Genomic DNA, 20851 nt, shown 5'->3' on the forward strand with positions numbered 1-20851 from the left:
GAATCGCGGTGGACGACGCCGAGCAGCCGCCCTACGCCCCGAGTTCGCGCCGCAGCGCCGCCGCGAAGGCGTCGATGTCGGCCTCGGTGGTGTCGAACGCGCACATCCAGCGCACCTCGCCGGTCGCTGGGTTCCAGTCGTAGAAGCGGAACGACTCGCGCAGCCGGTCGGCCACCCCGGGCGGCACGATCGCGAACACCGCGTTCGCCTGGGTCTCCTGGGTCAGCGTGACCCCCGGCAGGAAGGCCACGGCCTGGCGCAGCCGCTGCGCCATCGCGTTGGCGTGCGAGGCCGAGCGCAACCACAGGTCGCCGCCGTAGAGCGCGATCAGCTGCGCCGAGACGAAGCGCATCTTCGACGCCAGCTGCATGTCGAGCTTGCGCAGGAACGGAATACCATCCACCGCCGTGGGATTCAGCACCACGACCGCCTCGCCGAACAGCAGCCCGTTCTTGGTGCCGCCCAGCGAGACCACGTCGACCCCCGCATCCGTGGTGAACGCCCGTAGCGGCAGCCCGAGCGAGGCCGCGGCGTTCGAGATGCGCGAGCCGTCGAGGTGCAGTTTCATGCCGCGCTCGTGCACGTGGTCGGCGATGGCCGCGATCTCGTCGGCGGTGTAGGCCGTGCCGAGCTCGCTGGTCTGCGTGATCGAAACCGCGAGCGGCTGCGCCCGGTGCTCGTCGCCCCAGCCCCACGCCTCGAGGTCGATGAGTTCGGGGGTGAGCTTGCCGTCGGGTGTGGGCACGGTGAGGAGCTTCAGCCCGGCGACGCGTTCGGGTGCCGCGTTCTCGTCGGTGTGGATGTGCGCGGTCGTCGAGCACACCACCGCACCCCAGCGCGGCAGCATCGACTGCAGCCCGATGACGTTGGCGCCCGTGCCGTTGAACACCGGGAACGCCTCCGCCTGGCCCCCGAAGTGCTGACGCACCACGTTCTGCAACTCCGCCGTGTAGACGTCTTCGCCGTACGCGATCTGGTGCCCGCCGTTCGCGGCGGCGATCGCCGCGAGCACCTCGGGGTGCGCCCCGGCGTAGTTGTCGGAGGCGAACCCCCGATACTCGCGGTCGTGCAGGGTGGGGGCGGCGGAGGTCTCGGTCACCCTCCCAGTCTCTCAAACCGGCACCGCGCATCCGGCGCTCGCCGCGTGCGTTCTGCAGGCGAAAACGGTGGAGTTCGCGCGCAGCACGCCGATTTCGGCACCGGATGCGCAGGGCGGCGCCGCACCGGTCGACGAGCCGTGACCGTGGCGACTCGGTACGGTGAAGAGCATGCCCGAGACGCGCCGCCCCCTGCCGACGGACCGGATCGGCTTGGACACCCGTTGGCTCAGCGCCTCGCCGGCCGAAGTGGCGGCGGCCATGGCGACGCAGCGACGGACGTCCCGTCCCTCCTGGGTGCCCACCTGGCGTCAGATGCTGGTGCACGTCGTGTGGAGCCTCATCCTCTGGTACTGCTTCGTGGTGTTCATGGTGATCGGCATCCGGGTCGACGGGTACGGCGACAACAGCACCCGTCCGGCCGACTGGCGCGACCTCGCGATCGCCGTGCTCGTTCTCGCGGCCGCGGTCGCCGGTGCGGTGCTGCTGCGCCGCTGGGCGCGACGACCGCCGTCGGCGCGGGCGCGGCTCGCGGATTGGCGGCAGACCCTCACCGCCCTGGCCAACGGTTTCCAGTCACGGCCGAGCGCCCGGTCGCCGTTGCCCGTGTTGATCGCCCAGCCGACGCGGCACGCATCCGCTTACCCGCGTTTCGTGGCGCGCACGGGCGAGCAGGTGGAGTTCGGCAACCTGGTGTTCCGCACCGGCCTGCACGGCAAGCCCGTGACCCGTGGCTATCTCGCCGCAACCCTCCCCTCGCCGTTGCCGCACCTCTACCTCGACGCCCTGGCGAACGGCCGGTCGGCCGGAGACCTGCCGACGAGCGTCGATCGCCGCCAGCGGCTCTCGCTCGAGGGCGACTTCGACCGGCACTTCGCCGCTTACGCGCCGACGGGCTACGGCACCGACGCCCTCTACGCGCTCACGCCCGATGTGATGGCCGCGCTCATCGACCACGCTGCGGGATTCGACGTGGAGATCATCGACGATCGGGTCGTGTTCTCCACCCCGTTCGCCGCGGACTACTCCGACCCGGCCGCGTGGCAGCGCGTCGAGACGGTGCTGAACGGCGTGGTGCCGCGTCTGGTCAAGCAGGCCGGCGGCTATCGCGACGACCGGGTTGAAGGCCGGCACCGGCGCCCGACGAGGATGATCGGGCCCGACGGCCGTCGGCTCGGCAACGGGTACCGCAGTCGCGGTCTCTGGCCCGTTCTCGGCCTGATCGGGTGGATTCTGGCGCTCGTGCTGCTCTACGTCGTGCCTGCGATCTTCGCATTCGCCGGCTTCATGTCGGTGGTCGACAACCGCTGAGCCGCGCCGGACCCATAGCACCGACGCCGTGCGGCCGCTCGGATGACGCGTCGATGTTCGGCGTCTACCGTGCATGGGCATGAACGCCACGATGACCACCGCCATCCGCACCACCGGCCCGATCGCCGCCGTGATCGCGGCCGCCGGGGCGCTCAGTTCGTGCGTTGCCGGCGCAGGCACCGAGTCGCAGACCGCCGCCTCGACGCCGTCGCCGAGCGTCTCGTCGACGCCGGCGCCGGGCCTCATCGAGACCCCTGACCCGCGTGCAGCCGCCGAGGAGGCCCGGTTGCCGATGCCCGCCGACGACATCCCGGAGTGGGCGCGGGAGGCTGTGCCGGCGAGCGGGTCGGTGGGCCATCGCAGCAGCTCGTCGGGTTGGATGAGCGAGCACTCGGCTCGCCAGCTGGTGTCGACCGACGAGACCCTCGAACCCGGAAGCTACCAGCTGCAGCTCGCCTGTCGCGGAGAGGGGACGATCACCGCCACGGTGATGACCATCGATGGTGCGACCGCCGGCGACGGCGCCACGTGCAGCAACGCCACCATCGCGTTCGACGCGGTCATCCCCGTCGCCGGCCTCGTCACGACGCTCCGGCACGAGGGCGAGCCGACGATCTACGCCCTGTCGGTCACCCGCGTCGACTGACCTCCGCGGCGAGCGCGCCCGGGCGCGCACCGTAGCGGCGCTCGTAGGCGCGAACGAAGTGGGTGGCACCGCGGAAGCCCCACCTCGCCCCCAAGGCCGCCACATCCGACCGGGTGAGCGTCTGGAGCGCCGATACCTCGAGCCGCGCCCGCTCCAGCCGCAGCGCACCGATGAACGGCGTCAGCGCGGCCTCCGACTCGCGGAATGCAGCCTGGAGGGTGCGCAGCGACACGCGGAGCTGGTCGGCCACCGCGGCGCTGGTGAGCGACGGGTCGTCGAGGCGCGCGTTCACCACCTGCATCGCCCGCACCACCAGCTGTTGGCCGGGTGTCGCCGGGGCCGCGTCGGCCTCGACGCGTTCGTTCGCCGCCGCCGAGAGCAGCCCGCGCACCGTCACGAGCGCCTGGTGTCGCAGCAGCACGACGGATGCGTCGGCGTGCGGCGACAGAATGCTCCCGAGCACGGCGGCGACGGCCGCGCCCAGCCCCCGCGTTCCATCGAGGGGCACCCATTCGAGCACGGCACGCTCCGCCCGGGTGAGCCAGAGGGCTTCGGTGTCGAACCCCGCTTCCGCGGGTGGGCGGGTGCCTGCCCGCGGTGCATCGTCGGTGTCGTCGACCAGGCGTGGCACGAGCCGGAGGGTGGTGCCCATCACGTGAACCCAGGACGCATCCGCGAGCCCGAGCCCGCCCGGCGCCACCACCCGCACCGTCTCCGGCACCGGCGCACCGCGCATCACGATCGCGCGCCGTCGGACACGGGCGGGCCGCCGCGGCGCCCGGTGGGGATCTGCCCCACGCCGGCCCCGCCCGACTCCTCTGCCGCCCCGACCCGTCGTCGTCGCCACTGCGCCGGCGTCACGCCCTCCGCCGTCTTGAAGGTGCGGATGAAGTGCGTGACATCGAGGTAGCCGATGCTCTCGGCGATCCGCCGCACGGGAAGCGTCGTCGTCTCGAGCAGGTGCCGGGCGCGGTCGATCCGCAGACGCCGCACCGTCTGGCCGAGTGTCTCCCGCTCGTCCTCGAACGCCGCGTGCAGGGTGCGCACCGAGACGTGCAGCTGCTGCGCGATCGCGAGCGCCGAAAGGCCCGGATCGCCGAGCTGTCGGCGCACGACCGTGCGCGCCGCCTCGGCCAGACACGCCCGGCCCGAATCGAGGGTGCCGACCTCGCCCGCATACTCGCGCGTCAGCATCCGCACCGCGTCGACGATGGCGCGTGACAGCGCAGTGCGGCTGTTCTCGCCGAGGTCTCCGCTCTGCGCATCCGCCCCCCGCAGCAGACCGCTCAGCACCGCACCGGCAGCCGAGTGCCGAGTGACGCCGCTCGTCGTCAGGCCGGCGATGAGGCCCGACGACGCTCCCGTGGCGGAGGCGGGCAGCTGCACGATCGTGGTGCGGAACTCCTCCGGATACACGAACTCGAACGGCCTGCTCACGTCGTACACGACGATGCCGCCGGCCGGAACGCTCGTCTGCCGGTCGTCCTGCTCCAGGATCAGCGAGCCCGCGTGCACGAGCTGCACCTGAACGCACTCGGCCGCCTGAGCGGGGACCTCGTCGAGCAGCGCCGTGACGCTCTGCGGCACCGAGGCGATGCGCGACATGGCCAGGTCGCCGAACTGCTGCCGTGACATGCGGCGGTAGGCGGGGACGTCGAGCAGTGTCTTCGCGCTCATCTGCACGAGCACGCAGGCGGGGTTGGACGGCAGGCGCACGTGCCCTCCTCGTGGGCGGTGGGGTTCGTGGATCGATGATTCCACAGACTCGGGCCCTCGCTGTCGGGCTGCCGGGAAACGGGTCGGCAGAATCGGCTTTTTCTGCACGCTTCGCCACCGGATGCGCAAACCTCGCGGCGCTCGCACCGCCGCGAGGCACAGTGACAGCACCGATCAGCGGTGCGCCGAGCATCCGCACGACTCCTTGCCTGACAGAAAGAAGAGGAACATGACCGACAGCCCCACCATCGTGCTCGTCCACGGCGCCTTCGCCGATGCCGCGAGCTGGGCCCCCGTCACCCGTGCGCTGCTGGATGCAGGGCACACGGTGCTGGTTCCGCCGGTGTTCAACCGGAGTCTCATCGGCGACTCGGCCTACATCCGCTCTTTCGTCGAGCAGATCGACGGGCCGGTGCTGCTCGCCGGGCACTCCTACGGCGGGGCGGTCATCACCGTCGCCGGTGCCGCGGACAACGTGGTGGGACTCGTCTACGTGGCCGGCTACGCGCTCGACGAGGGTGAGAGTCTCGGCCAGCTGCAGGGCGGCTTCCCGGATTCGGAGCTCGCTGCCAACCTCGTGTACTCGCCGTACCCGATCGAGGGCGCCGAGCCCGGAACCGACGTCTCGGTGAAGATCGACGCCTTCCCCGCCGTGTTCGCGGGCGGGGTGCCGGAGGAGCGCACGCAGGTGCTGGCGGTGTCGCAGCGCCCCCTCGCGGCCGTCGCGTTCTCGGAGGCCGCGCCGGTCGCGGCGTGGAAGACGAAGCCTGCGTGGGGCATCGTGTCGAGCGCCGATCGCACCATCAACCCCGACGTCGAGCGCTTCGGGTACACCCGCGCCGGGATGCGCCGCCAGATCGAGCTCGATGCGCCGCACCTCGCCATGCAGAGTCACCCTGAGGAGGTCGCGGCGTTCATCCAGAGCGCCATCGACGAGTTGGCGGCGGACGCCTGAGCGGTCGCGATTGATGGTTGCACTGAGAGTAACGATGCACCTAGTGTAACTATCAATCGCGAGCCGACCCGGCATGGTCCGGCACGGTGTCGCGGCAGACCGTGAACCGATCGGAGACACCGATGTCAGATCGCCCCGCCGAACCGCGCCCTGCCGAACCGCGCCCTGCCGAGCCGCGCCCGGCCGAACCGGGCCCCGCCGCCTCGCCGCGAGCGGCGCTGGGCTTCCTCCCGTTCCTGCAGTTCGCCACCGGACTCCTCAGCGCCTGGTACATCGTGCTGCTGAGCGAGATCGGCCGGGAGTTCGCCGTGAGCACCGCCGCGCTGAACTGGGTCAACGCGATCTACATGCTCGCCACGGTCGTCCTCGTGCCCATCCTCGCGAAGCTCGGCGACGTGTACGGCCACCGCCGGCTGTCGATCTACGCCGCGATCGCGGTCACCCTCGGCACGGCGCTCATCGCCCTCGCCCCCTCGTACGGCGTCCTCCTCGCCGGCCGCGCGCTGCAGGCGCCGCTGGCCGCGTTCCTCCCGCTGTCGTTCGCGATCGTGCGGGAGCGGGCCGGTGAATCCTCCGGCAAGGCGGTCGGCAGCCTGGTCGGCTCGGCGACGATCGGTGGTGCGCTCGGCGGCATCGGCGCCGGCCTGGTGCTGCAGGCGTTCGGTGATCTCGGGCCGACGTTGTGGATACCCGTTCTGGTCATCGGCGCGTGCGTGCCGGGGCTCATCTTCTTCGTCAAGGAGACGAAGGTGCGCGCATCCGGCGGCGTCGACTGGGCGGGGGCGAGTCTGCTCGGCATCGGCCTCCTGACCACCCTGGGCGCCTTCGCCAACGCGCCGGCGTGGGGCTGGACCGACCCGCGCACACTCATCGGCATCGGCGTCGGTCTCGTGCTGCTGGTGGTGTGGGTGCTCGTCGAGAACCGGGTGAGCAGCCCCCTCGTCGACATGGCCGTGCTGACCAGGGGCGGAGTCGGACTGCCGCTGCTCATCGCGTTCCTCGGCGGCGCGCAGTTCTTCGGCAGCACGACGGCGACGACCGTCTTCGCGCTGTCCGACCCCGCAGTCGACGGCTTCGGGCTGGGGTTCACGCCCGCCACCGCGGGACTCATCGTGATCCTCACGACCGTCGGCACCATCGTGACGGCCTTCAGCGGAGATCGGGTCTCCCGCATCCTCGGCGTGCGAGCCACCATCTTCATCTCCGGCGTGCTCGTCGCGGGCGCCTACCTCCTGCTGCTCCTGTCGGCCGGATCCGTGGTCGTCTTCCTGACGGCCGCCGTCATCACCGGGCTCGGCAACGGACTGCTGCTCAGCGTCGTCCCCGCCGTCATCGTGCGCATGGCGCCGGCGGATGCGGTGGGCATCGCCTCGGGCCTGTACAACACGGCGCGTGCCGCCGCCGGAGCCGTCGCGGGCGCATTCTTCGCGTTCGTGATGGCCTCGCTGACGGTGGACGGGTCATCCGCCGTGCAGTTCATCGCGGTCTGGGCGATCTGCGGTGCACTCAGCCTCGTGTTCGCCCTGCTCGGGCTCTTCGTGCGGGTGCGTTCGGTCGACGGCGACGCATCCGCCGCCGGGAGCCTTCGTCTCCGGGCCACGCAGGGCCTCATGCTCTCGATGAGCAAGCGGATGGCGAAGTCGGCGCCGACCCTCGAGCGGTCGCGGGAGATCACGCAGGGCGTCGAGAACCGTCTGAAGATCGCTCGCGGGGTGCAGGAGCTCCACGAGGTCATCGACGGCGTACCCGTTCGCCGTTTCACGGCGGGCGCCGCCACGGCCCGGGTGCTGCACGTGCACGGTGGCGCCTACGTCGGCGGGAGCGCCACCTTCGGCCGCGCGCACTCCGACCTCGCCCGGCGCCACCCCGTCGACATCGTCAGTGTCGACTACCGGCTGGCGCCGGAGCATCCGTACCCCGCCGCCGTGGACGACGCGCTCGCCGTCTATCGGTCGCTGATCGGCAGCGGCCCGATCGCGATCGTCGGGGAGTCGGCGGGCGGCGGGCTCGCCCTCTCCCTCGCTCAGCGCATCCGCGACGAGGGTCTGCCGATGCCGGCCGTCGTGGCCGCCGTCATGCCCTGGGCCGACCTCACCCAGACGAGCGCCAGCTACGACCTCAACCGGGGGCGGGATGTGCTCACGCGGGAGGGCCTGACGCGCAGTGCCCGTCTCTACGCCGGTGCGCTGGAGCTCGACGACCCGCTCGTGTCGCCGGTGTTCGGCTCGTTCGCGGGCTTCCCGCCGACGCTCGTGCTCGTGGGTACGCACGACTCGCTGCTGGAGGATGCGCGCGCCGTGCACCGCCAGCTCGTCGAGGACGGGGTGGCGACCGAGCTGGTCGAGGTCGCCGGCGGCGCGCACGGCTTCATCCAGCTGCCGGCCCCGGAAGGGCGGCGCGCGATGGCGCGCATCCACCGGTTCATCCTCGACGCCCTCGCGCTGTGAACCTCGTCGTCGACGCTCGACGCAGGCCCGGCGATCGGAGCGGATAGCCTGTGGTGATGAGCAGCGGAGTGGATCGTCGGGCGGCGCTCAAGGCGCGCCACCGCGACGCGATCCTCGCCGCTGCCCGGGAGCTGATCCGCGAACGCGGGGGACCGACCTTCGGGGTCGACGAGCTGGCCGACCGGGCCGACATCGCCCGGCGCACCGTGTTCAACCACTTCGCCTCGCTCGACGACGTGCTCGTCGCCGTCTGCGAGACCGACATCCTGGTGGTGGTGGATCAGTTCCGCAACGCCATCCGGGCGAACCCGCCCGCGTCGGCGTCCGCCGGGTCGGTGTACGAGGACATCGCGCGGGCGGTGCGATCGACCGACATCCCGCCGGTGATCGTCGCCGTCGTGCAGACGCTCGGTGCTCCTGGCAGCAAGGGCGCCAAGCGGGGGATGCTCTCCCAAGCCGCCCTCGAACGAGCGACCGGTGACCTCATCCACGACGTCCACGACCGCAACCCGGGCGCCAACCCGTTGAGCTCGGAACTGCTCGTGCAGTTCCTGACGGCGGGTCTCGTGGTGATCGGCCGGCACTGGTTCCGGCGCACGGGCGGAAAGCTTGACGCGAGGGGCCGCGCCGAATGGGACGCGCTGGTGGAGGAGCTCCTCGCCAGTCTGCGCCCCCCGCAGGCCGCCTGAGCCGCGGCCGCGCCCGCGTTCCCGTTCGCGTTCGCGTTCGCGTTCGCGTCGAGGTTCGCGTTCGCGTCCGCGTCCGCGTCGATCAGGGCAGGCGGATGCGCGCGCCGTCGAGCTCGCCGGCCGAGGCGTCCCAGAGGGCCACCACCGCCGACGCCAGGGTGGCGACGTCGGTGAAGCCGGCGAAGGTCTTCTCGGGGGCTTCGGCGCGCATCCGGTCGTCGACGAGGGCTTTCACCACGAAGACGGTGGCAGCGGCGCGCAACGAGTCCTCGCCCTGGTCGGCGCGGAAGCCGTGCGCGACCGAGCGCAGCCACGACTCCGCCGCGGCCTTGGCGGCGGTGTAGTCGGCGCCGGACGCGGTCGGCGCGTCGACCGTGGTGGAGGAGACCGCCGCGACACGACCGGCCTCGGAGGCCACCAAGGCCGGGTAGAACGCGCGAGTGGTGTTGCGCAGCGTGCGGAACGAGCGCTCCATCGCGGCCCAGCCCTCGTCGGTCTGGCCCGCTATGCCCTTGCCGCCGACCCAGCCGCCCACGAGGTGCACCAGTCCGTCGACCGGGCCCGAGGCGATCAGCCGGAGCGCGAGGGCGTCGACCGCCGCGCTGTCGGCCAGGTCGCACAGCTCGGTGCCGATCCCCGCGACCTCGAGTGCGAGGTGGTCGAGCCGCTCGGGGTTCGACCCCACCGCGACCACCGTGGCCCCGGCCTCCGCGAGCGCGCGGCAGGCCGCGATCCCCGACGCGCTCGTGGCACCCGCGACGACCACCCGCCGCCCAGCGGCGCCGCCCGGACCTGCGCCGTCGCCACTGTGGCCCTGGCCCGCGTCGTGCGTGTCGCTCATCCCTTCATCCTGGCCTCATCGCCCCGCGCCGTCGAGCGCTTCGCGGCGACCGGTCAGTCTCGGCCCGTGATGCCGGCCGTCGAGGCGATGGTGTCGTGCATCTTCTTGTCGAGCGCCTCGTAGAACATCGAGAGCGGGAATTCGTCGTCGAGCACGGCATCGGTCAGCCCGCGCGGCGGCCCGTCGAGAGGCAGGGCCGACGGGCCCTGCGTCCAGACGGATGCGGGGTTCGGCGTGAGCGTGGAGGTGATCAGCTCGTAGGCGGCCAGCCAGTGCGCCGTCTTCGGCCGGTCGATCGAGCGCCAGTAGAGCTCGTCGATCGCGTCGCCGAGTGCCGTCACCGCGTCGGCCACGTCGGGCCAATCGATGGTCAGCTTCGTGTCGGTCCAGTGCAGCACACCGCGCTGGTGCAGCCAGGCGAACAGCAGCTGGCCGCCGAGACCGTCGTAGTTGCGCACCCGCGAGCCGGTGATGGCGAAGCGGAAGATGCGGTCGAACAGCACCGCGTACTGCACCAGCTTCGCGTGCTCGAGCAGCACGGCGTCGTCGGCGCCGAGCGCCTCGCCCGCGGCCGACGATGCCGCCGAGAGCCGCCGCTCGATCGTCACCGCCTCCCGGAACGCCGTCAGATCGCACCGCAGCTCCTCCAGCGAATAGAGGAAGTACGGCATCCGCTGCTTGATCATGAACGGGTCGAACGGCAGATCGCCCCGCATGTGCGTGCGGTCGTGGATGAGGTCCCACATCACGAAAGTGCGCTCGGTGAGCTCCTGGTCGTCGAGCAGCCGCGCCGCGTCGGCGGGCAGCTCCAGTCGGGTGACGGATGCTGCCTCCCGCACCACCCGGCGGAACCGCGCGGCCTCGCGGTCGGCGAAGATCGCGCCCCAGGTGTACTGCGGGATGCTCGACGTCGCGACCGACTCCGGGAACAGCACCGCCGAGTTGGTTTCGTACCCGGCCGTGAAGTCGAGGAAGCGGATGGGCACGAAGAGCGCGTTCGAGTAGTCGCCGGCCTCGAGCGCCGCGATGAACGACGGCCACAGCACCTCCACCAGCACCGCCTCGACGTGCCGGTCGGTGCTGCCGTTCTGCGTGTACATCGGGAACACCACGAGGTGGCGGGCCCCGTCGACGCGGTGCTGCTCGGGGCGGAAGGCCACGAGCGAGGCCAGGAAGTCGGGCACCCCGAAGCCGGAGGCGGCCCAACTCTCGAAGTCGGCCTGCAGCGCCACGAGGTAGTCGTGGTCGTGCGGGAAGTGGTGAGCCAGTCGCGCGATGTCGGCCACGATAGTGGCCACCAGCGAGCGCGCAGCCGGGTGGTCGACGGGGTCGGGGATCGACCCGTCCTTCACCTGCAACGGCTGGAGTGCCGTCACGGCGGCCTTGAGCGACACCCAGGCGGGTGAGTGGACCAGGGCGTCGGACGAGCCGTGCGAGGCGTCTTCGACGACCTCGGGTTCTCCGATGATGGCCTGGGATGCGAGCGGGGTGCGTGCGCGAGCGGACATGGTCGAACCTCCAATCGGTCGTCCATTCGAGCCTAGGCGCACGGCTTCTGCGCTTCGTTGTCCGCGCATCCGCTTTCTTGCGTAGAACGCCCGACCACACGCGGATTTTCGGCGAGCGCGCTGACCCGCGCCTTCCCAGGAGCGCGCGAGCGCCCCGGGTAGCATGGACCGCGATGGAGAAGCAGACGGCCGCGGCCACCACCAGCGCGAGCCGCCGCACCGCCAGGCAGCGGCAGACGCCGCAGAAGCAGCAGCCGAGCCACTTCTTGCCGCACATCCAGGGCCTGCGCGCCATCGCCGTTCTCCTCGTCGTGGTCTACCACTTCTGGCCCGGCCGCCTCACCGGCGGGTACATCGGTGTGGACGTCTTCTTCGTGATCTCGGGCTTCTTGATCACCCAGCAGCTCACCCGCCAACTCGAGCGCACCGACCGCATCGCCCTGCCGAGCTTCTACGCCAAGCGCGCGCGGCGCCTGCTCCCGGCGGCCATCGTGGTGCTGATCTTCGCGAGCCTCGCGACGCTCTTCATCATGCCGTTGTCGAGTCTGACCGAGAACGTGCGCGAGATCCTGGCCTCCACTTTTTATGTGGAGAACTGGGTGCTGGCCATCAACTCTGTGGATTACCTCGCCGCCGCCAACGAAGCCAGCTTGGTGCAGCACTACTGGTCGCTGTCGCTGGAGGAGCAGTTCTACCTGTTCTGGCCCGTGCTGCTGCTCGGCGCATCCGTCGTGGCGATGAAGTTCCTGAAGGGCAAGCGCTGGCTGGCGCTCATCACCGTGCTCGGCGTCGTGGGCGTCGTGTCGTTCATCCTCTCCATCGTCACCACGGCGAACGACCCCGCGAGCGCCTACTTCGTCACCTACACCCGGGTGTGGGAGTTCGCGGTGGGCGGCGCCCTCGCCTTGCTGCCGCGGCTCCGGCCGACCCGGGCGTGGCAGTCGAACATCCTCGGCTGGGGCGGCATCGTCGTGGTGCTCGCCTGCGGCTACCTCTTCAACCAGGCCACGCCCTTCCCCGGATACATGGCGGCGATCCCGGTGCTCGGCACCGCCGCCATCATCGTCGCCCACCACCGCGAGAAGCCGTGGGATGCGGGCCGCGTGCTGAGCGTGCGCCCGGTCGCCTTCATCGGCGACATCTCCTACTCGCTCTACCTCTGGCACTGGCCCCTCATCATCATCGCGCCCTACATCCCGGGCTGGGGTCTCAGCATCTGGAACCGCATCGCGCTGTTCCTGTTCTGCTTCGTCATCGCCTGGGCCACCAAACGCTTCATCGAAGACCCGGCCCGCACCTGGACCTTCTTCACCAGCCGCCGACCCCGCGTCACGATGATGGGGGTCGTCGCGGTGATGGCGGTGTCGAGCCTGTTCGCGGGCACCGCGTGGGCCGTGCAGCAACCCAAGTACGACGCCGAGGCGTCGCAGCTGGCCGACACCCTGGCGAACCCGCCGGACTGCTTCGGCGCCGCATCCGGCCCCACCGACGGCCTCGACCCGATCGACCCGCTCTGCGTGAACCCGGCGCTTGCGAACGAGATCATCCCGAGCCCCGGCTTCGGCAACGCCGATCGGCCGCTGCACCCCGACTGCCTCAGCACCCTCAACGACGCGACGGTGCGCGACTGCCAGTTCGGCAGCGATGCGGCGGATGCACCCCAGATCGCCCTCATCGGCGACAGCCACGCCTATGCGCTGATGGATCCGTTCATCGAGATGGCCGAACGCAACGGCTGGCATCTCACCACCTACCTCAAGGGCGGCTGCCCGTGGACGACGACCCCGCTGTCCGCGCGGGACGCCTTCGCGGTGTCGTGCGACACCTGGCGGGAGACCCTCACCGGGCAGTTGGCCGCGCATCCGCCGTTCGACGCCGTGTTCACCGCCGCGCTCACCGACCGCAACGTGCCCGGCACCGCCGACGTCGAGCAGATGGCCGCCATCGGCTACGGCGAGGCGTGGAAGCAGGTACTCGACCAGGGCACACCGATCGTGACCGTCGTCGACAACCCGGCGTGGGAGGACGACCCGAACAAGTGCCTGCGCACCCAGTCGGCCGCCGACTGCACCGAGCCGCGCGACGAGGGGCTGGCCGAGTTCGACCCCATCGCGCTCGCCGCGGCCGGCGCCGTGACCCAGGGTCAGGACGTGACGCTGCTCGACTTCAGCGACACCTACTGCACCGAGACGAGCTGCTCGGCGGTCGTCGGCGGCGCGAACGTCTACCGCGACACCGACCACCTCACCCGCACCTTCGCGTTCACCCTCGAACCGTTCCTCGAGCGGGCGATGGTTGCCGCGATCGGGCGCTGAGCCGGGACTGAGCGGATGCGCGGAGTGCGGAACGCGCAGAACGCATGGAGGGTGCGGGCATGCTGGGGGTGCTGACCGGATTCGGGATCATCGGTTTCGTGATCCTCGTGGGCTACGCGGTGCAACGGGCCCGCATCCTGCCCGCCGAGACCCCGCTCGTGCTGAACCGGGTGGTGTTCTTCGTGGCGATGCCGGCACTGCTGTTCACGGTGCTGGCGCGCTCGCATCCGGCCGCCATCTTCGCCACCCCCACCCTGGCGTCGCTCGCGGCGATCGTGGTGGCGGCCGTGCTCTACCTGGTCGCATCGCGGCTCTGGTTCCGGCAGCCGCTGGCCGAGACGACGGTGGGCACGGCCGCGGCGTCGTACGTGAACGCCAACAACATCGGCCTCCCGGTCGCCACCTACGTGCTCGGCAACGCGCAGCTCGTGGTGCCGGTGCTGCTGCTGCAGCTCATCCTGATGGCGCCCGCATTGCTGGCGATCCTCGACATCAGCTCACGCGGCTCGGCCTCGGTGTCGACGATCCTCACGCAGCCGCTGCGCAATCCGATCATCATCGCGTCGCTCCTCGGGATCGTGGTGGCGGTCACCGGGCTTCAGCTGCCGGATGCGGTGATGGCCCCGTTCGAGCTCATCGGCGGGGCCGCGGTGCCGATGGTGCTGCTGGTGTTCGGCATGTCGCTCGTCGGTCAGCGCCCGCTCCGGGCGGGGAGCGGACGGCGGGCCATCGCGGCGGCGAGCCTGATCAAGCTCGCGGTGATGCCGATCGCGGCGTTCCTGTTCGGCAAGTTCGTCTTCGGGCTCGACGCGGAGCACCTGTTCGGGGTCGTCGCGCTCGCGGCGCTGCCGACCGCGCAGAACATCTACAACTACGCGGCCCGGTACGATCGCGCGGTGACGCTGGCGCGCGACACGGTGCTCGTGACGACGATCGGCTCGGTGCCAGTTCTCGTGGTGGTGGCGGCGCTCCTCGCGCCGTGAGGCGTTCGGTCGGCCCGGGTCAGGGGAGTTTCTCGAAGCGCTGCCGGGCGCGGGTGGCGGCCCGGGCGGCGGCGTCGGATGCGCGTTGCGCCACCACGCGCTCCTTGCGGAGGGCGGCGGCGCGGCGATCGGCTTCGGTCAGGGCATCCTGAAGCTCCTCGACGCGCCGCTTCAGGTCGCGGAGCTCCACGGCCGCATCGCGGCGTTCGTCGGCGGTGTCGCGGATGCGCAGGTCGAGCGCCGCGAGTTCGGCTTCGGCGAGCTCGGCGTCGTGCTGGGCATCCTCGGCCTCCTGCTCGGCTCGGCGCTTCGCCTCCCGCCGGGCCTCGCGGCGCGCCGCGAGCTCGTCGCCGCGGTCGGGGCGGGGCGCGGGCGCGTGCGCGGGCGCGTCGCCGGGCCCCGATTGCGCCGTGTGCTTGCGATCGGTGGCGCCGCGGACCGGGGCGGAGGCGGAGGCGCGGGGGGGAGACGGCCGCTCCGGCGTCGCGCCGGGCGCCGGAAGCGCCTCGGGCACCGCGACCGCGGAGGCGAGGTCGACCGGGTCGAGGCCGGACCCCGAGAAGGTGCGCACGAGGGTGCCGTCGCGCACGGCGGCGGCCGCGGCCGGGTCGCCCATCGCGGCCTGGAGCGTCTGCTGCACCTCGACCGCCGCAGCCTCCGAGACGGGCACGCCCAATTCCTCACCGAGCTCGCGGGCGGCGCGACCGATCCCGCCGAGCATCCGCTGCCGGTCGTGGCCCAGTTCGCGCAGCGAGTCGCGGTCGAACGCGTCCTGGGCGGCGCGCATCCGCTCGCCGAGGTCGAGCACGGCGTCGACGTCGTCGAACCGGTGCCGCACCAGGGCGTTCACGGCCCACGCCGCGACCGACGGCTTCGCCAGCGCCCGGATGCGCGTCGCCAGCGCCCGGTCGCCGTCGTCGGCGGCCTCCTTCGCGCGGGCGTTCCGCGCGGCGATGAACTCGGCGGGCGGGAGGGCGTGGAGCTCGCGGGCGATCGACGCGAGGGACTCCATCGCTCCTCCGTTCCCGCCCGCTGTGCTCGGGCCCTGGGCATGAGCATACGGCGCACCGTCATGCTAAAGATGGGACATGAGCGAGTCGACCCCCGAGAACCCCGCCGGCCGCCCGGTCGCCGACCACCGCATCGACGCGGTGCCCGGCGACGGCCGCGACGAGACCGAGAACGAGCGCCTCGACCGCAACTGGAACGAGATGCTGCAGGAGCTGCGGGTCATCCAGACCGGCACGCAGATCCTCACCGGCTTCCTGCTCGCCGCCGTCTTCCAGTCCCGCTTCGAGGAGCTCGACGACTACCAGCGCACCGTCTACCTCTGCCTCGTCGTCACCTCGATCGTGACGACGGTGTTCGGGCTCACGCCGGTGAGCCTGCACCGGGCGCTGTTCCGGCAGCGCAAGAAGGCCGAAGTCGTGCGGGCGACCGACCGCATCCTGCAGTTCACGATGGCCGGGGTGGCGTTGACGCTGGCCGGCACCGGGATGCTCATCTTCGACTTCGTGTTCGGCCGCGCCGGCGGGATCGTGGTGGGGGTGGCGATCCTCCTCGTCGTGGTGGCGCTGTGGGTCGTCGTGCCTCGCGTCGTGCGGCGCACACGGCACATCGAGCTGCGCGGCTAGGGCGCGGGTGCCGGCTCGGCCTCTGCCGGCGTCGACGCAGTCCCGGCGGTGAGGCCGGCCCAGAGCAGGGCGATGGCGGCGTCGATGTCGGATGCGCGGCTCCCGTCGCGGGCCGGCGCGGCGTCGAGGGGCCCGCTCGTGGGGAGGGTGGCGGCGCCGTGCACCGCCCCGAGCAGCACTCGCGCGAGGAGGTCGGCGTCGCCGCGGCCGATGACGCCGGATGCCTGAGCCGTGCGGATGAGATCGGCGACGACGGTGACGCCGACCTGACGGTCTGCCTCGATCTGCGGGTCGGCATCCGACCCCCACATCACCTCCAGTAGTGCGCGATGCTCCACGGCGAATTCGGCGTAGCCGTGCAGGACGGCCGCCAGGCGGTCGCTGACCGGGTGATCGTGTCCGTGGGCGACAGCAGCCGCTGCGAGGCGGGCGTTAAGGGTGGCGAAACCCTCGTGCGCGAGGGCGTCGAGCAGCGCACGCCGGTCGCGGAAGTGCCGCGCGGGCGCCCCGTGACTCACCCCGAGGTCGCGCGCGAGCTGCCGCAGCGACAGGTTCTCGGCGCCCGCGGATTCGACGGTCTGCGCAGCCCGCTCGAGCAGCGCACGGCGCAGGTCGCCGTGGTGGTAGCTGCTCGGGTCGCTCACCCGGCCAGTCTGCCGCACCCCGCCGTCCGGGGCGGGGAATCCTACGGCGGTCAGGGGGCGAGGCGGCGGACGAGTTCCTCCCACCCGTCGGCCAGACGGGTCGTCGTCAGCCCGCTCACCGCGCCGGGCGGCAGCACGAGCATCGCCTCCAGCATCGAGATGAGGTTGAAGGCCAGCACGGGCAGGTCGCCCGTCACCCCGGCCTGCCGCAGCAGGCCGACCACGTGCATCTCGGTCACCTTCCGTGCCGGAACCGCGTAGCGCGACTCGGGCGGCGCCTCCGACTCGCGCAGCAGGTCGCCCTCGGTGGCGAGCACGTCGATCCGCGCGCGGCCGAAGGCGACGAGCCGCTCGATCGGATCGGCTCCTGGGCCGAGCGGAGGTGGCCCGCTCATCATGCGGCCCTGGAACTCGCGCTCCGCGTCGTCGAGCAGCGCGCGGAAGACGCCCGTGCGCGACCCGAAGCGGCGGAAGATCGTGCCCTTGCCCACGCCCGCCTCCGCGGCCAGCCCGTCCATCGTGAGGGCGCTCATGCCGTCCCGCTCGGTGATGCGGCGGGCGGCGGCGAGAATGCGGGCGCGGTTGCGCGCCGCATCCGATCGCTCGTGGGCGGGTTCGTCGTCAGGCGTGCTCTCGGCGGGCCGGATGCTCGTCGGCAACCCGAGCGGCACGCTCGAGCCGGCATCGGGCGAAGACATGCACGGACTGTAGCACGGGCGGGAATAACCGGACCGCGGTCCGGTTTAATTCACGGTATCGCCAGATCCGCCGCCCTCCGGCGCGGCCTGTCCACCCGTTCACAAGGAGAAAAATGACTGACATCCTCGTCCTCGTCGGCAGCCTGCGCGCTGCATCCACCAATCGCCAGCTCGCCGAAGCGGCGGTCGCGGTCGCTCCGGAAGGGGTGAACCTGAGCGTGTACCAGGGCCACAGCGCCCTCCCGCTCTTCAACGAGGACATCGACGTCGAGGGCCAGGTGCCCGAGGCCGTCGTCGAGTACCGCGCGGCGATCTCCGCCGCCGATGCCGTGCTGATCGTGACCCCCGAACACAACGGCACCATGCCCGCCAACCTGAAGAACGCGATCGACTGGTCGTCGCGCCCCTTCGGTGTGAGCGCCATCTCGGGCAAGCCGGTCGCGATCATCGGCACCTCGTTCGCGCAGTACGGGGGTGTCTGGGCGCAGAACGAAGCGCGCAAGGCCCTCGGCATCGCCGGCGCCAAGGTCATCGAGAACACCGTGCTCGCCGTGCCGAACTCGATGGTGCGGTTCGCCGAGACCCACCCGAAGGACGACGCCGAGATCGTGGAGCAGCTGCGCGCCTTCCTCGCCGAGTTCGTGACCGAGCTCGATGCCCTCGAGGCGGCCCCCGCCGCCGAGGAGCAGGCCGCGTAGCGCCGCCCCCAGCGTCCGGCCCCTCCGGCTTATTCGGCCGGAGCCCGGGTCCCGCGCTGCGCGGGACGCCGCAACGACGGAGTTCGCCCGCAGGTACGGATGCAGCATCCGTAGTCGCCGAATTCGGGCCTGATCCTCCGTCGTTGCGGAGGCCGCGCGAAGACACGAAGGGCGCCCGCACGACTGCGGGCGCCCTTCTGTGTGTGGCGAGACTACTCGGTCGCGCCGCCCTCGGCGGCTGCCGCCTGCTGCTTCGCGACCGCCTCGGAGTAATCCTTCTTCACGGCGTCCATGTCGAGTCCGCGCACCTGAGCGATGACGTCTTCGAGCACGTGACCGGGCAGTGACCCGGGCTGCGCGAAGATCGGGATGCCGTCGCGGTAGCCCACCAGTGTCGGAATCGACGTGATGCCGTACGACGCGGCGAGCTGCCGCTGGTCTTCGGTGTCGACCTTGGCGAAGGTGATGTCGCCGTGCTCTTCGGAGGCCTTCTCGAACACGGGAGCGAACTGCTTACAGGGGCCGCACCAGTCGGCCCAGAAATCGATGAGCACGATGCCGTCGGCAACCGTCTCGTCGTGGTTCTCAATGGTCAGAGTCTTCGTGGACATACCTCAGTCAACACTCCACGCGCGCCGAAATTCCAGCGGTCCAGCGGATGCTCAGCTCACGTGCACCTCGGGCCGGTGCCGTCTGTCCCGTTCCGCCCGCCGCAGCACCTCCCGGGTCACGGGAGCCACCTCGCCCGTGCCGGTCACGAGGTATTTGAACATGTTGGAGATCGGGCTGCCCTCGGTCCACTCGAAGTAGATGTTCGGCACCACCCCGGTGATGTCGCGGATCTCGAGCAGCACCGTCGCGATGGTGTTCGGGATGTTGCCGCTCGTCACCCGCAGCACCCGGAAGCCGTGGGCGGTCTCGCCGCGCACCACGAGGTCTTCCTCGAAGTCGGACGAGTCCGACGGGTACACCTCGAGGAAGATGACCGGCGAGCGCTGCGGGATGCCGCTGTCGCGCCGCTCCTCCGCGATCTTCTGGCTGTACTCCTGCGCCGACCCGTCGTCGGGTTCGTTGGCGACGATGCGGATGGAGTCGTACTCGTCGGCATCCGTCAGCACGAAGTCGATCGCCGCCGGGTCGAGGGTGACCGAGGTGGCACGCAGCTGGAACGAGCGCTGCACCCGCGAGATGATCGACACCGCGATGATGGCGATGATGAACAGCGCCGCGATGCGCACCCCGTCGGGCCGCTCGATCACGTTCGCCACCGTCGTGTAGAGGAACACGACCGACACCACGGCGAACCCGATCATGGCGGCGCGCTGCTTCTTGCGCAGCGCCGAGAGCGTGACCGCGACGGATGCGGAGGTGATGAGCACGAGCACGCCCGTCGCGTAGGCGCCGGCCTGGGCATCCACGTTCGCGCCGAACCAGAGCGTGATGAGCACGGCGATGGCGGTGAACACGAGCACGAGCGGTCGCACGAGCCCGGCCCAGTGCGGCGCCATGCCGTAGCGCGGGAGGTACCGCGGCACCAGGTTGAGGAGGCCGGCCATCGCGGAGGCGCCCGCGAACCAGAGGATGGCGATGGTGCTCACGTCGTAGACGGTGCCGAACACCTCGCCGAGGTACTCGTGCGCGAGGTAGGCGAGCGCGCGGCCGTTCGCGGGGCCGCCGGCCTCGAAGTCCTTCTGCGGAATCAGCAGCGTCGTGGCGAAGCTCGACGTGATGAGGAACGCGCTCATGATGAGCGCCGCCGTGGTGAGCAGGCGCCGGGCGCCACGGATGCGCGCCAGCGGCTTGTCGGGCCGATCATCCGGCCCGCCCTTGATCTGCGGCATCACCGCCACACCGGTCTCGAAGCCGGACAGCCCGAGGGCCAGCTTCGGGAAGGCGATCAGCGCGATGCCGACCATGACGAGCGGATTCCCGTGCGAGGCGGTGAGGGCACCCCACCAGTCGTCGATCACGACGGGGTTCTCGAACACGTGCCCGAGCGCGACCACCACGACCACGGCGTTCAGCACGAGGAACACCGCCACCAGCACGACGGCGATGTTGATGGCCTCCTTGAAGCCGCGCAGGAACACCACCGCGAGGGCGGCGATCAGCACGAGCGTGATGATCACCTGCTGCCCCTCGAACCAGCTCGGGGCGAACGGGTTCTCGATGGCGTGCGCCGTCGCATCCGCAGCGCTCAGGGTCATGGTGATCATGAAGTCGGTGGCCGCGAAGCCGAGCAGCACCAGCACCACGAGCTTGCCGCCCCACCAGGGCAGCAGCCGCTCGAGCATGGCGATCGAGCCCTCGCCGCGGAAGCTCTCGCGGGCCACCCGGCGGTAGACGGGCAGCGCGCCGGCGAGGGTGATGACGATGAGGATGATCGTGGCGAACGGGCTCAGGAGGCCCGCGGCCAGCGCCGCGATGGCGGGCTGGTAGCCGAGGGTCGAGAAGTAGTCGACGCCGGTGAGGCACATGACGCGCCACCAGGAGTGCGTCTTCTCGGGTTTCGCGGCGCCCGGGCCGGGGTGTCGCCCGGCGTTGTCGGTGCTGCCCACGAGCCAGTTGGCCAGTCGGCCGTGCTGACGCTGCGAGCTCGGATGCGGCACGCCGGGAGTGATGTTCGAACCGGCGCCGACGGAGGAGGACATGGGTTTGGCGGGCCGGGG

19 protein-coding genes are annotated in these 20851 nt (G+C 71.2%); 9 read left to right on the forward strand and 10 right to left on the reverse strand.

Translation table 11 applies throughout. The features are described from left to right. Positions 1-31: 31 nt before the first annotated feature. The gene (locus tag AC3WLB_RS19940; protein ID WP_492508973.1) at positions 32-1099 is read right to left on the reverse strand and encodes a threonine aldolase family protein; all 1068 of its coding nucleotides are present in this window, start codon (positions 1097-1099) and stop codon (positions 32-34) included. 169 nt (positions 1100-1268) lie between these two features. On the opposite strand from AC3WLB_RS19940, the gene AC3WLB_RS19945 reads away from it, so the two are divergent. Further along, entirely contained in the window at positions 1269-2408 is a 1140-nt protein-coding gene (locus AC3WLB_RS19945) for a hypothetical protein (RefSeq protein ID WP_492508975.1), read from the forward strand. Positions 2409-2487: 79 nt separating this feature from the next. Beyond that, positions 2488-3054 (forward strand): DUF6023 family protein, encoded by a 567-nt coding sequence (locus AC3WLB_RS19950; protein WP_492508977.1) that lies wholly within the window; start codon positions 2488-2490, stop codon positions 3052-3054. On the opposite strand, the gene AC3WLB_RS19955 is transcribed toward AC3WLB_RS19950, so the two are convergent. Further along, a complete protein-coding gene (locus AC3WLB_RS19955; protein WP_492509037.1) occupies positions 3038-3790 on the reverse strand; it encodes a helix-turn-helix domain-containing protein in 753 nt (250 codons plus the stop codon). The two genes, AC3WLB_RS19950 and AC3WLB_RS19955, sit on opposite strands and share 17 nt — an antisense overlap. Further along, on the reverse strand, positions 3790-4770 hold the full coding sequence (locus tag AC3WLB_RS19960; protein WP_492508979.1) for an AraC family transcriptional regulator: 981 nt from the start codon (positions 4768-4770) through the stop codon (positions 3790-3792). The genes AC3WLB_RS19955 and AC3WLB_RS19960 overlap by 1 nt, the downstream gene beginning before the upstream one ends. 229 nt (positions 4771-4999) lie before the next feature. On the opposite strand from AC3WLB_RS19960, the gene AC3WLB_RS19965 reads away from it, so the two are divergent. From AC3WLB_RS19965 to AC3WLB_RS19975, 3 genes are all read left to right on the forward strand, one after another. Beyond that, positions 5000-5725 (forward strand): alpha/beta hydrolase, encoded by a 726-nt coding sequence (locus AC3WLB_RS19965; RefSeq protein ID WP_492508981.1) that lies wholly within the window; start codon positions 5000-5002, stop codon positions 5723-5725. Positions 5726-5847: 122 nt separating this feature from the next. Further along, the gene (locus AC3WLB_RS19970; RefSeq protein ID WP_492508983.1) at positions 5848-8172 is read left to right on the forward strand and encodes an MFS transporter; all 2325 of its coding nucleotides are present in this window, start codon (positions 5848-5850) and stop codon (positions 8170-8172) included. A gap of 56 nt (positions 8173-8228) precedes the next feature. Continuing rightward, positions 8229-8861 (forward strand): TetR/AcrR family transcriptional regulator, encoded by a 633-nt coding sequence (locus AC3WLB_RS19975; RefSeq protein WP_492508985.1) that lies wholly within the window; start codon positions 8229-8231, stop codon positions 8859-8861. Between the two features lie 82 nt (positions 8862-8943). On the opposite strand, the gene AC3WLB_RS19980 is transcribed toward AC3WLB_RS19975, so the two are convergent. Both AC3WLB_RS19980 and AC3WLB_RS19985 read right to left on the reverse strand, forming a co-directional pair. After that, a complete protein-coding gene (locus AC3WLB_RS19980; RefSeq protein WP_492508987.1) occupies positions 8944-9702 on the reverse strand; it encodes an SDR family NAD(P)-dependent oxidoreductase in 759 nt (252 codons plus the stop codon). 53 nt (positions 9703-9755) lie between these two features. Further along, positions 9756-11210, reverse strand: coding sequence for a DUF6421 family protein (locus AC3WLB_RS19985; RefSeq protein WP_492508989.1), 1455 nt, complete (start codon positions 11208-11210; stop codon positions 9756-9758). Positions 11211-11383: 173 nt separating this feature from the next. Between AC3WLB_RS19985 and AC3WLB_RS19990 the strand changes: the two genes are divergently transcribed. After that, the gene (locus AC3WLB_RS19990) at positions 11384-13525 is read left to right on the forward strand and encodes an acyltransferase family protein (RefSeq protein ID WP_492508991.1); all 2142 of its coding nucleotides are present in this window, start codon (positions 11384-11386) and stop codon (positions 13523-13525) included. A gap of 59 nt (positions 13526-13584) precedes the next feature. Then, positions 13585-14508 (forward strand): AEC family transporter, encoded by a 924-nt coding sequence (locus AC3WLB_RS19995; protein WP_492508993.1) that lies wholly within the window; start codon positions 13585-13587, stop codon positions 14506-14508. A 19-nt stretch (positions 14509-14527) separates the two neighbouring features. Here AC3WLB_RS19995 and AC3WLB_RS20000 read toward each other — a convergent pair whose 3' ends face one another. Continuing rightward, positions 14528-15520, reverse strand: coding sequence for a hypothetical protein (locus tag AC3WLB_RS20000; protein ID WP_492508995.1), 993 nt, complete (start codon positions 15518-15520; stop codon positions 14528-14530). A gap of 76 nt (positions 15521-15596) precedes the next feature. On the opposite strand from AC3WLB_RS20000, the gene AC3WLB_RS20005 reads away from it, so the two are divergent. After that, positions 15597-16142: a DUF6328 family protein gene (locus AC3WLB_RS20005; protein WP_492508997.1), complete on the forward strand. Its 546-nt coding sequence runs from the start codon at positions 15597-15599 to the stop codon at positions 16140-16142. On the opposite strand, the gene AC3WLB_RS20010 is transcribed toward AC3WLB_RS20005, so the two are convergent. Further along, positions 16139-16786 (reverse strand): TetR/AcrR family transcriptional regulator, encoded by a 648-nt coding sequence (locus AC3WLB_RS20010; protein ID WP_492508999.1) that lies wholly within the window; start codon positions 16784-16786, stop codon positions 16139-16141. The genes AC3WLB_RS20005 and AC3WLB_RS20010 overlap by 4 nt on opposite strands. Positions 16787-16836: 50 nt before the next feature. Next, a complete protein-coding gene (locus tag AC3WLB_RS20015) occupies positions 16837-17484 on the reverse strand; it encodes a TetR/AcrR family transcriptional regulator (protein WP_492509001.1) in 648 nt (215 codons plus the stop codon). A 113-nt stretch (positions 17485-17597) separates the two neighbouring features. On the opposite strand from AC3WLB_RS20015, the gene AC3WLB_RS20020 reads away from it, so the two are divergent. Beyond that, positions 17598-18182 (forward strand): NAD(P)H-dependent oxidoreductase, encoded by a 585-nt coding sequence (locus AC3WLB_RS20020; RefSeq protein WP_492509003.1) that lies wholly within the window; start codon positions 17598-17600, stop codon positions 18180-18182. A gap of 212 nt (positions 18183-18394) precedes the next feature. On the opposite strand, the gene trxA is transcribed toward AC3WLB_RS20020, so the two are convergent. Both trxA and AC3WLB_RS20030 read right to left on the reverse strand, forming a co-directional pair. Then, positions 18395-18793 carry a thioredoxin gene (gene trxA, locus AC3WLB_RS20025; protein WP_492509005.1) on the reverse strand — a complete coding sequence of 133 codons (399 nt, stop codon included), beginning with the start codon at positions 18791-18793 and terminating at the stop codon, positions 18395-18397. 51 nt (positions 18794-18844) lie between these two features. After that, positions 18845-20833, reverse strand: coding sequence for an APC family permease (locus tag AC3WLB_RS20030; RefSeq protein WP_492509007.1), 1989 nt, complete (start codon positions 20831-20833; stop codon positions 18845-18847). Positions 20834-20851: the final 18 nt, after the last annotated feature.

This window comes from Herbiconiux sp. FW305-C-125, from assembly GCF_058783455.1.

Excerpts from the sequence above, each read along its gene's own strand:
- AC3WLB_RS19980 (WP_492508987.1), bottom strand. The coding sequence starts at position 9,702 with ATGAGCGACACGCACGACGCGGGCCAGGGCCACAGTGGCGACGGCGCA.
- AC3WLB_RS20015 (WP_492509001.1), bottom strand. The coding sequence starts at position 17,484 with ATGTCTTCGCCCGATGCCGGCTCGAGCGTGCCGCTCGGGTTGCCGACG.
- AC3WLB_RS19955 (WP_492509037.1), bottom strand. The coding sequence starts at position 3,790 with ATGCGCGGTGCGCCGGTGCCGGAGACGGTGCGGGTGGTGGCGCCGGGC.
- AC3WLB_RS19985 (WP_492508989.1), bottom strand. The coding sequence starts at position 11,210 with ATGTCCGCTCGCGCACGCACCCCGCTCGCATCCCAGGCCATCATCGGA.
- AC3WLB_RS19965 (WP_492508981.1), top strand. The coding sequence starts at position 5,000 with ATGACCGACAGCCCCACCATCGTGCTCGTCCACGGCGCCTTCGCCGAT.
- AC3WLB_RS19970 (WP_492508983.1), top strand. The coding sequence starts at position 5,848 with ATGTCAGATCGCCCCGCCGAACCGCGCCCTGCCGAACCGCGCCCTGCC.
- AC3WLB_RS20005 (WP_492508997.1), top strand. The coding sequence starts at position 15,597 with ATGAGCGAGTCGACCCCCGAGAACCCCGCCGGCCGCCCGGTCGCCGAC.
- AC3WLB_RS19975 (WP_492508985.1), top strand. The coding sequence starts at position 8,229 with ATGAGCAGCGGAGTGGATCGTCGGGCGGCGCTCAAGGCGCGCCACCGC.
- AC3WLB_RS19945 (WP_492508975.1), top strand. The coding sequence starts at position 1,269 with ATGCCCGAGACGCGCCGCCCCCTGCCGACGGACCGGATCGGCTTGGAC.
- AC3WLB_RS20000 (WP_492508995.1), bottom strand. The coding sequence starts at position 15,520 with ATGGAGTCCCTCGCGTCGATCGCCCGCGAGCTCCACGCCCTCCCGCCC.
- AC3WLB_RS20030 (WP_492509007.1), bottom strand. The coding sequence starts at position 20,833 with ATGTCCTCCTCCGTCGGCGCCGGTTCGAACATCACTCCCGGCGTGCCG.
- trxA (WP_492509005.1), bottom strand. The coding sequence starts at position 18,793 with ATGTCCACGAAGACTCTGACCATTGAGAACCACGACGAGACGGTTGCC.
- AC3WLB_RS19995 (WP_492508993.1), top strand. The coding sequence starts at position 13,585 with ATGCTGGGGGTGCTGACCGGATTCGGGATCATCGGTTTCGTGATCCTC.
- AC3WLB_RS19950 (WP_492508977.1), top strand. The coding sequence starts at position 2,488 with ATGAACGCCACGATGACCACCGCCATCCGCACCACCGGCCCGATCGCC.
- AC3WLB_RS20020 (WP_492509003.1), top strand. The coding sequence starts at position 17,598 with ATGACTGACATCCTCGTCCTCGTCGGCAGCCTGCGCGCTGCATCCACC.
- AC3WLB_RS19990 (WP_492508991.1), top strand. The coding sequence starts at position 11,384 with ATGGAGAAGCAGACGGCCGCGGCCACCACCAGCGCGAGCCGCCGCACC.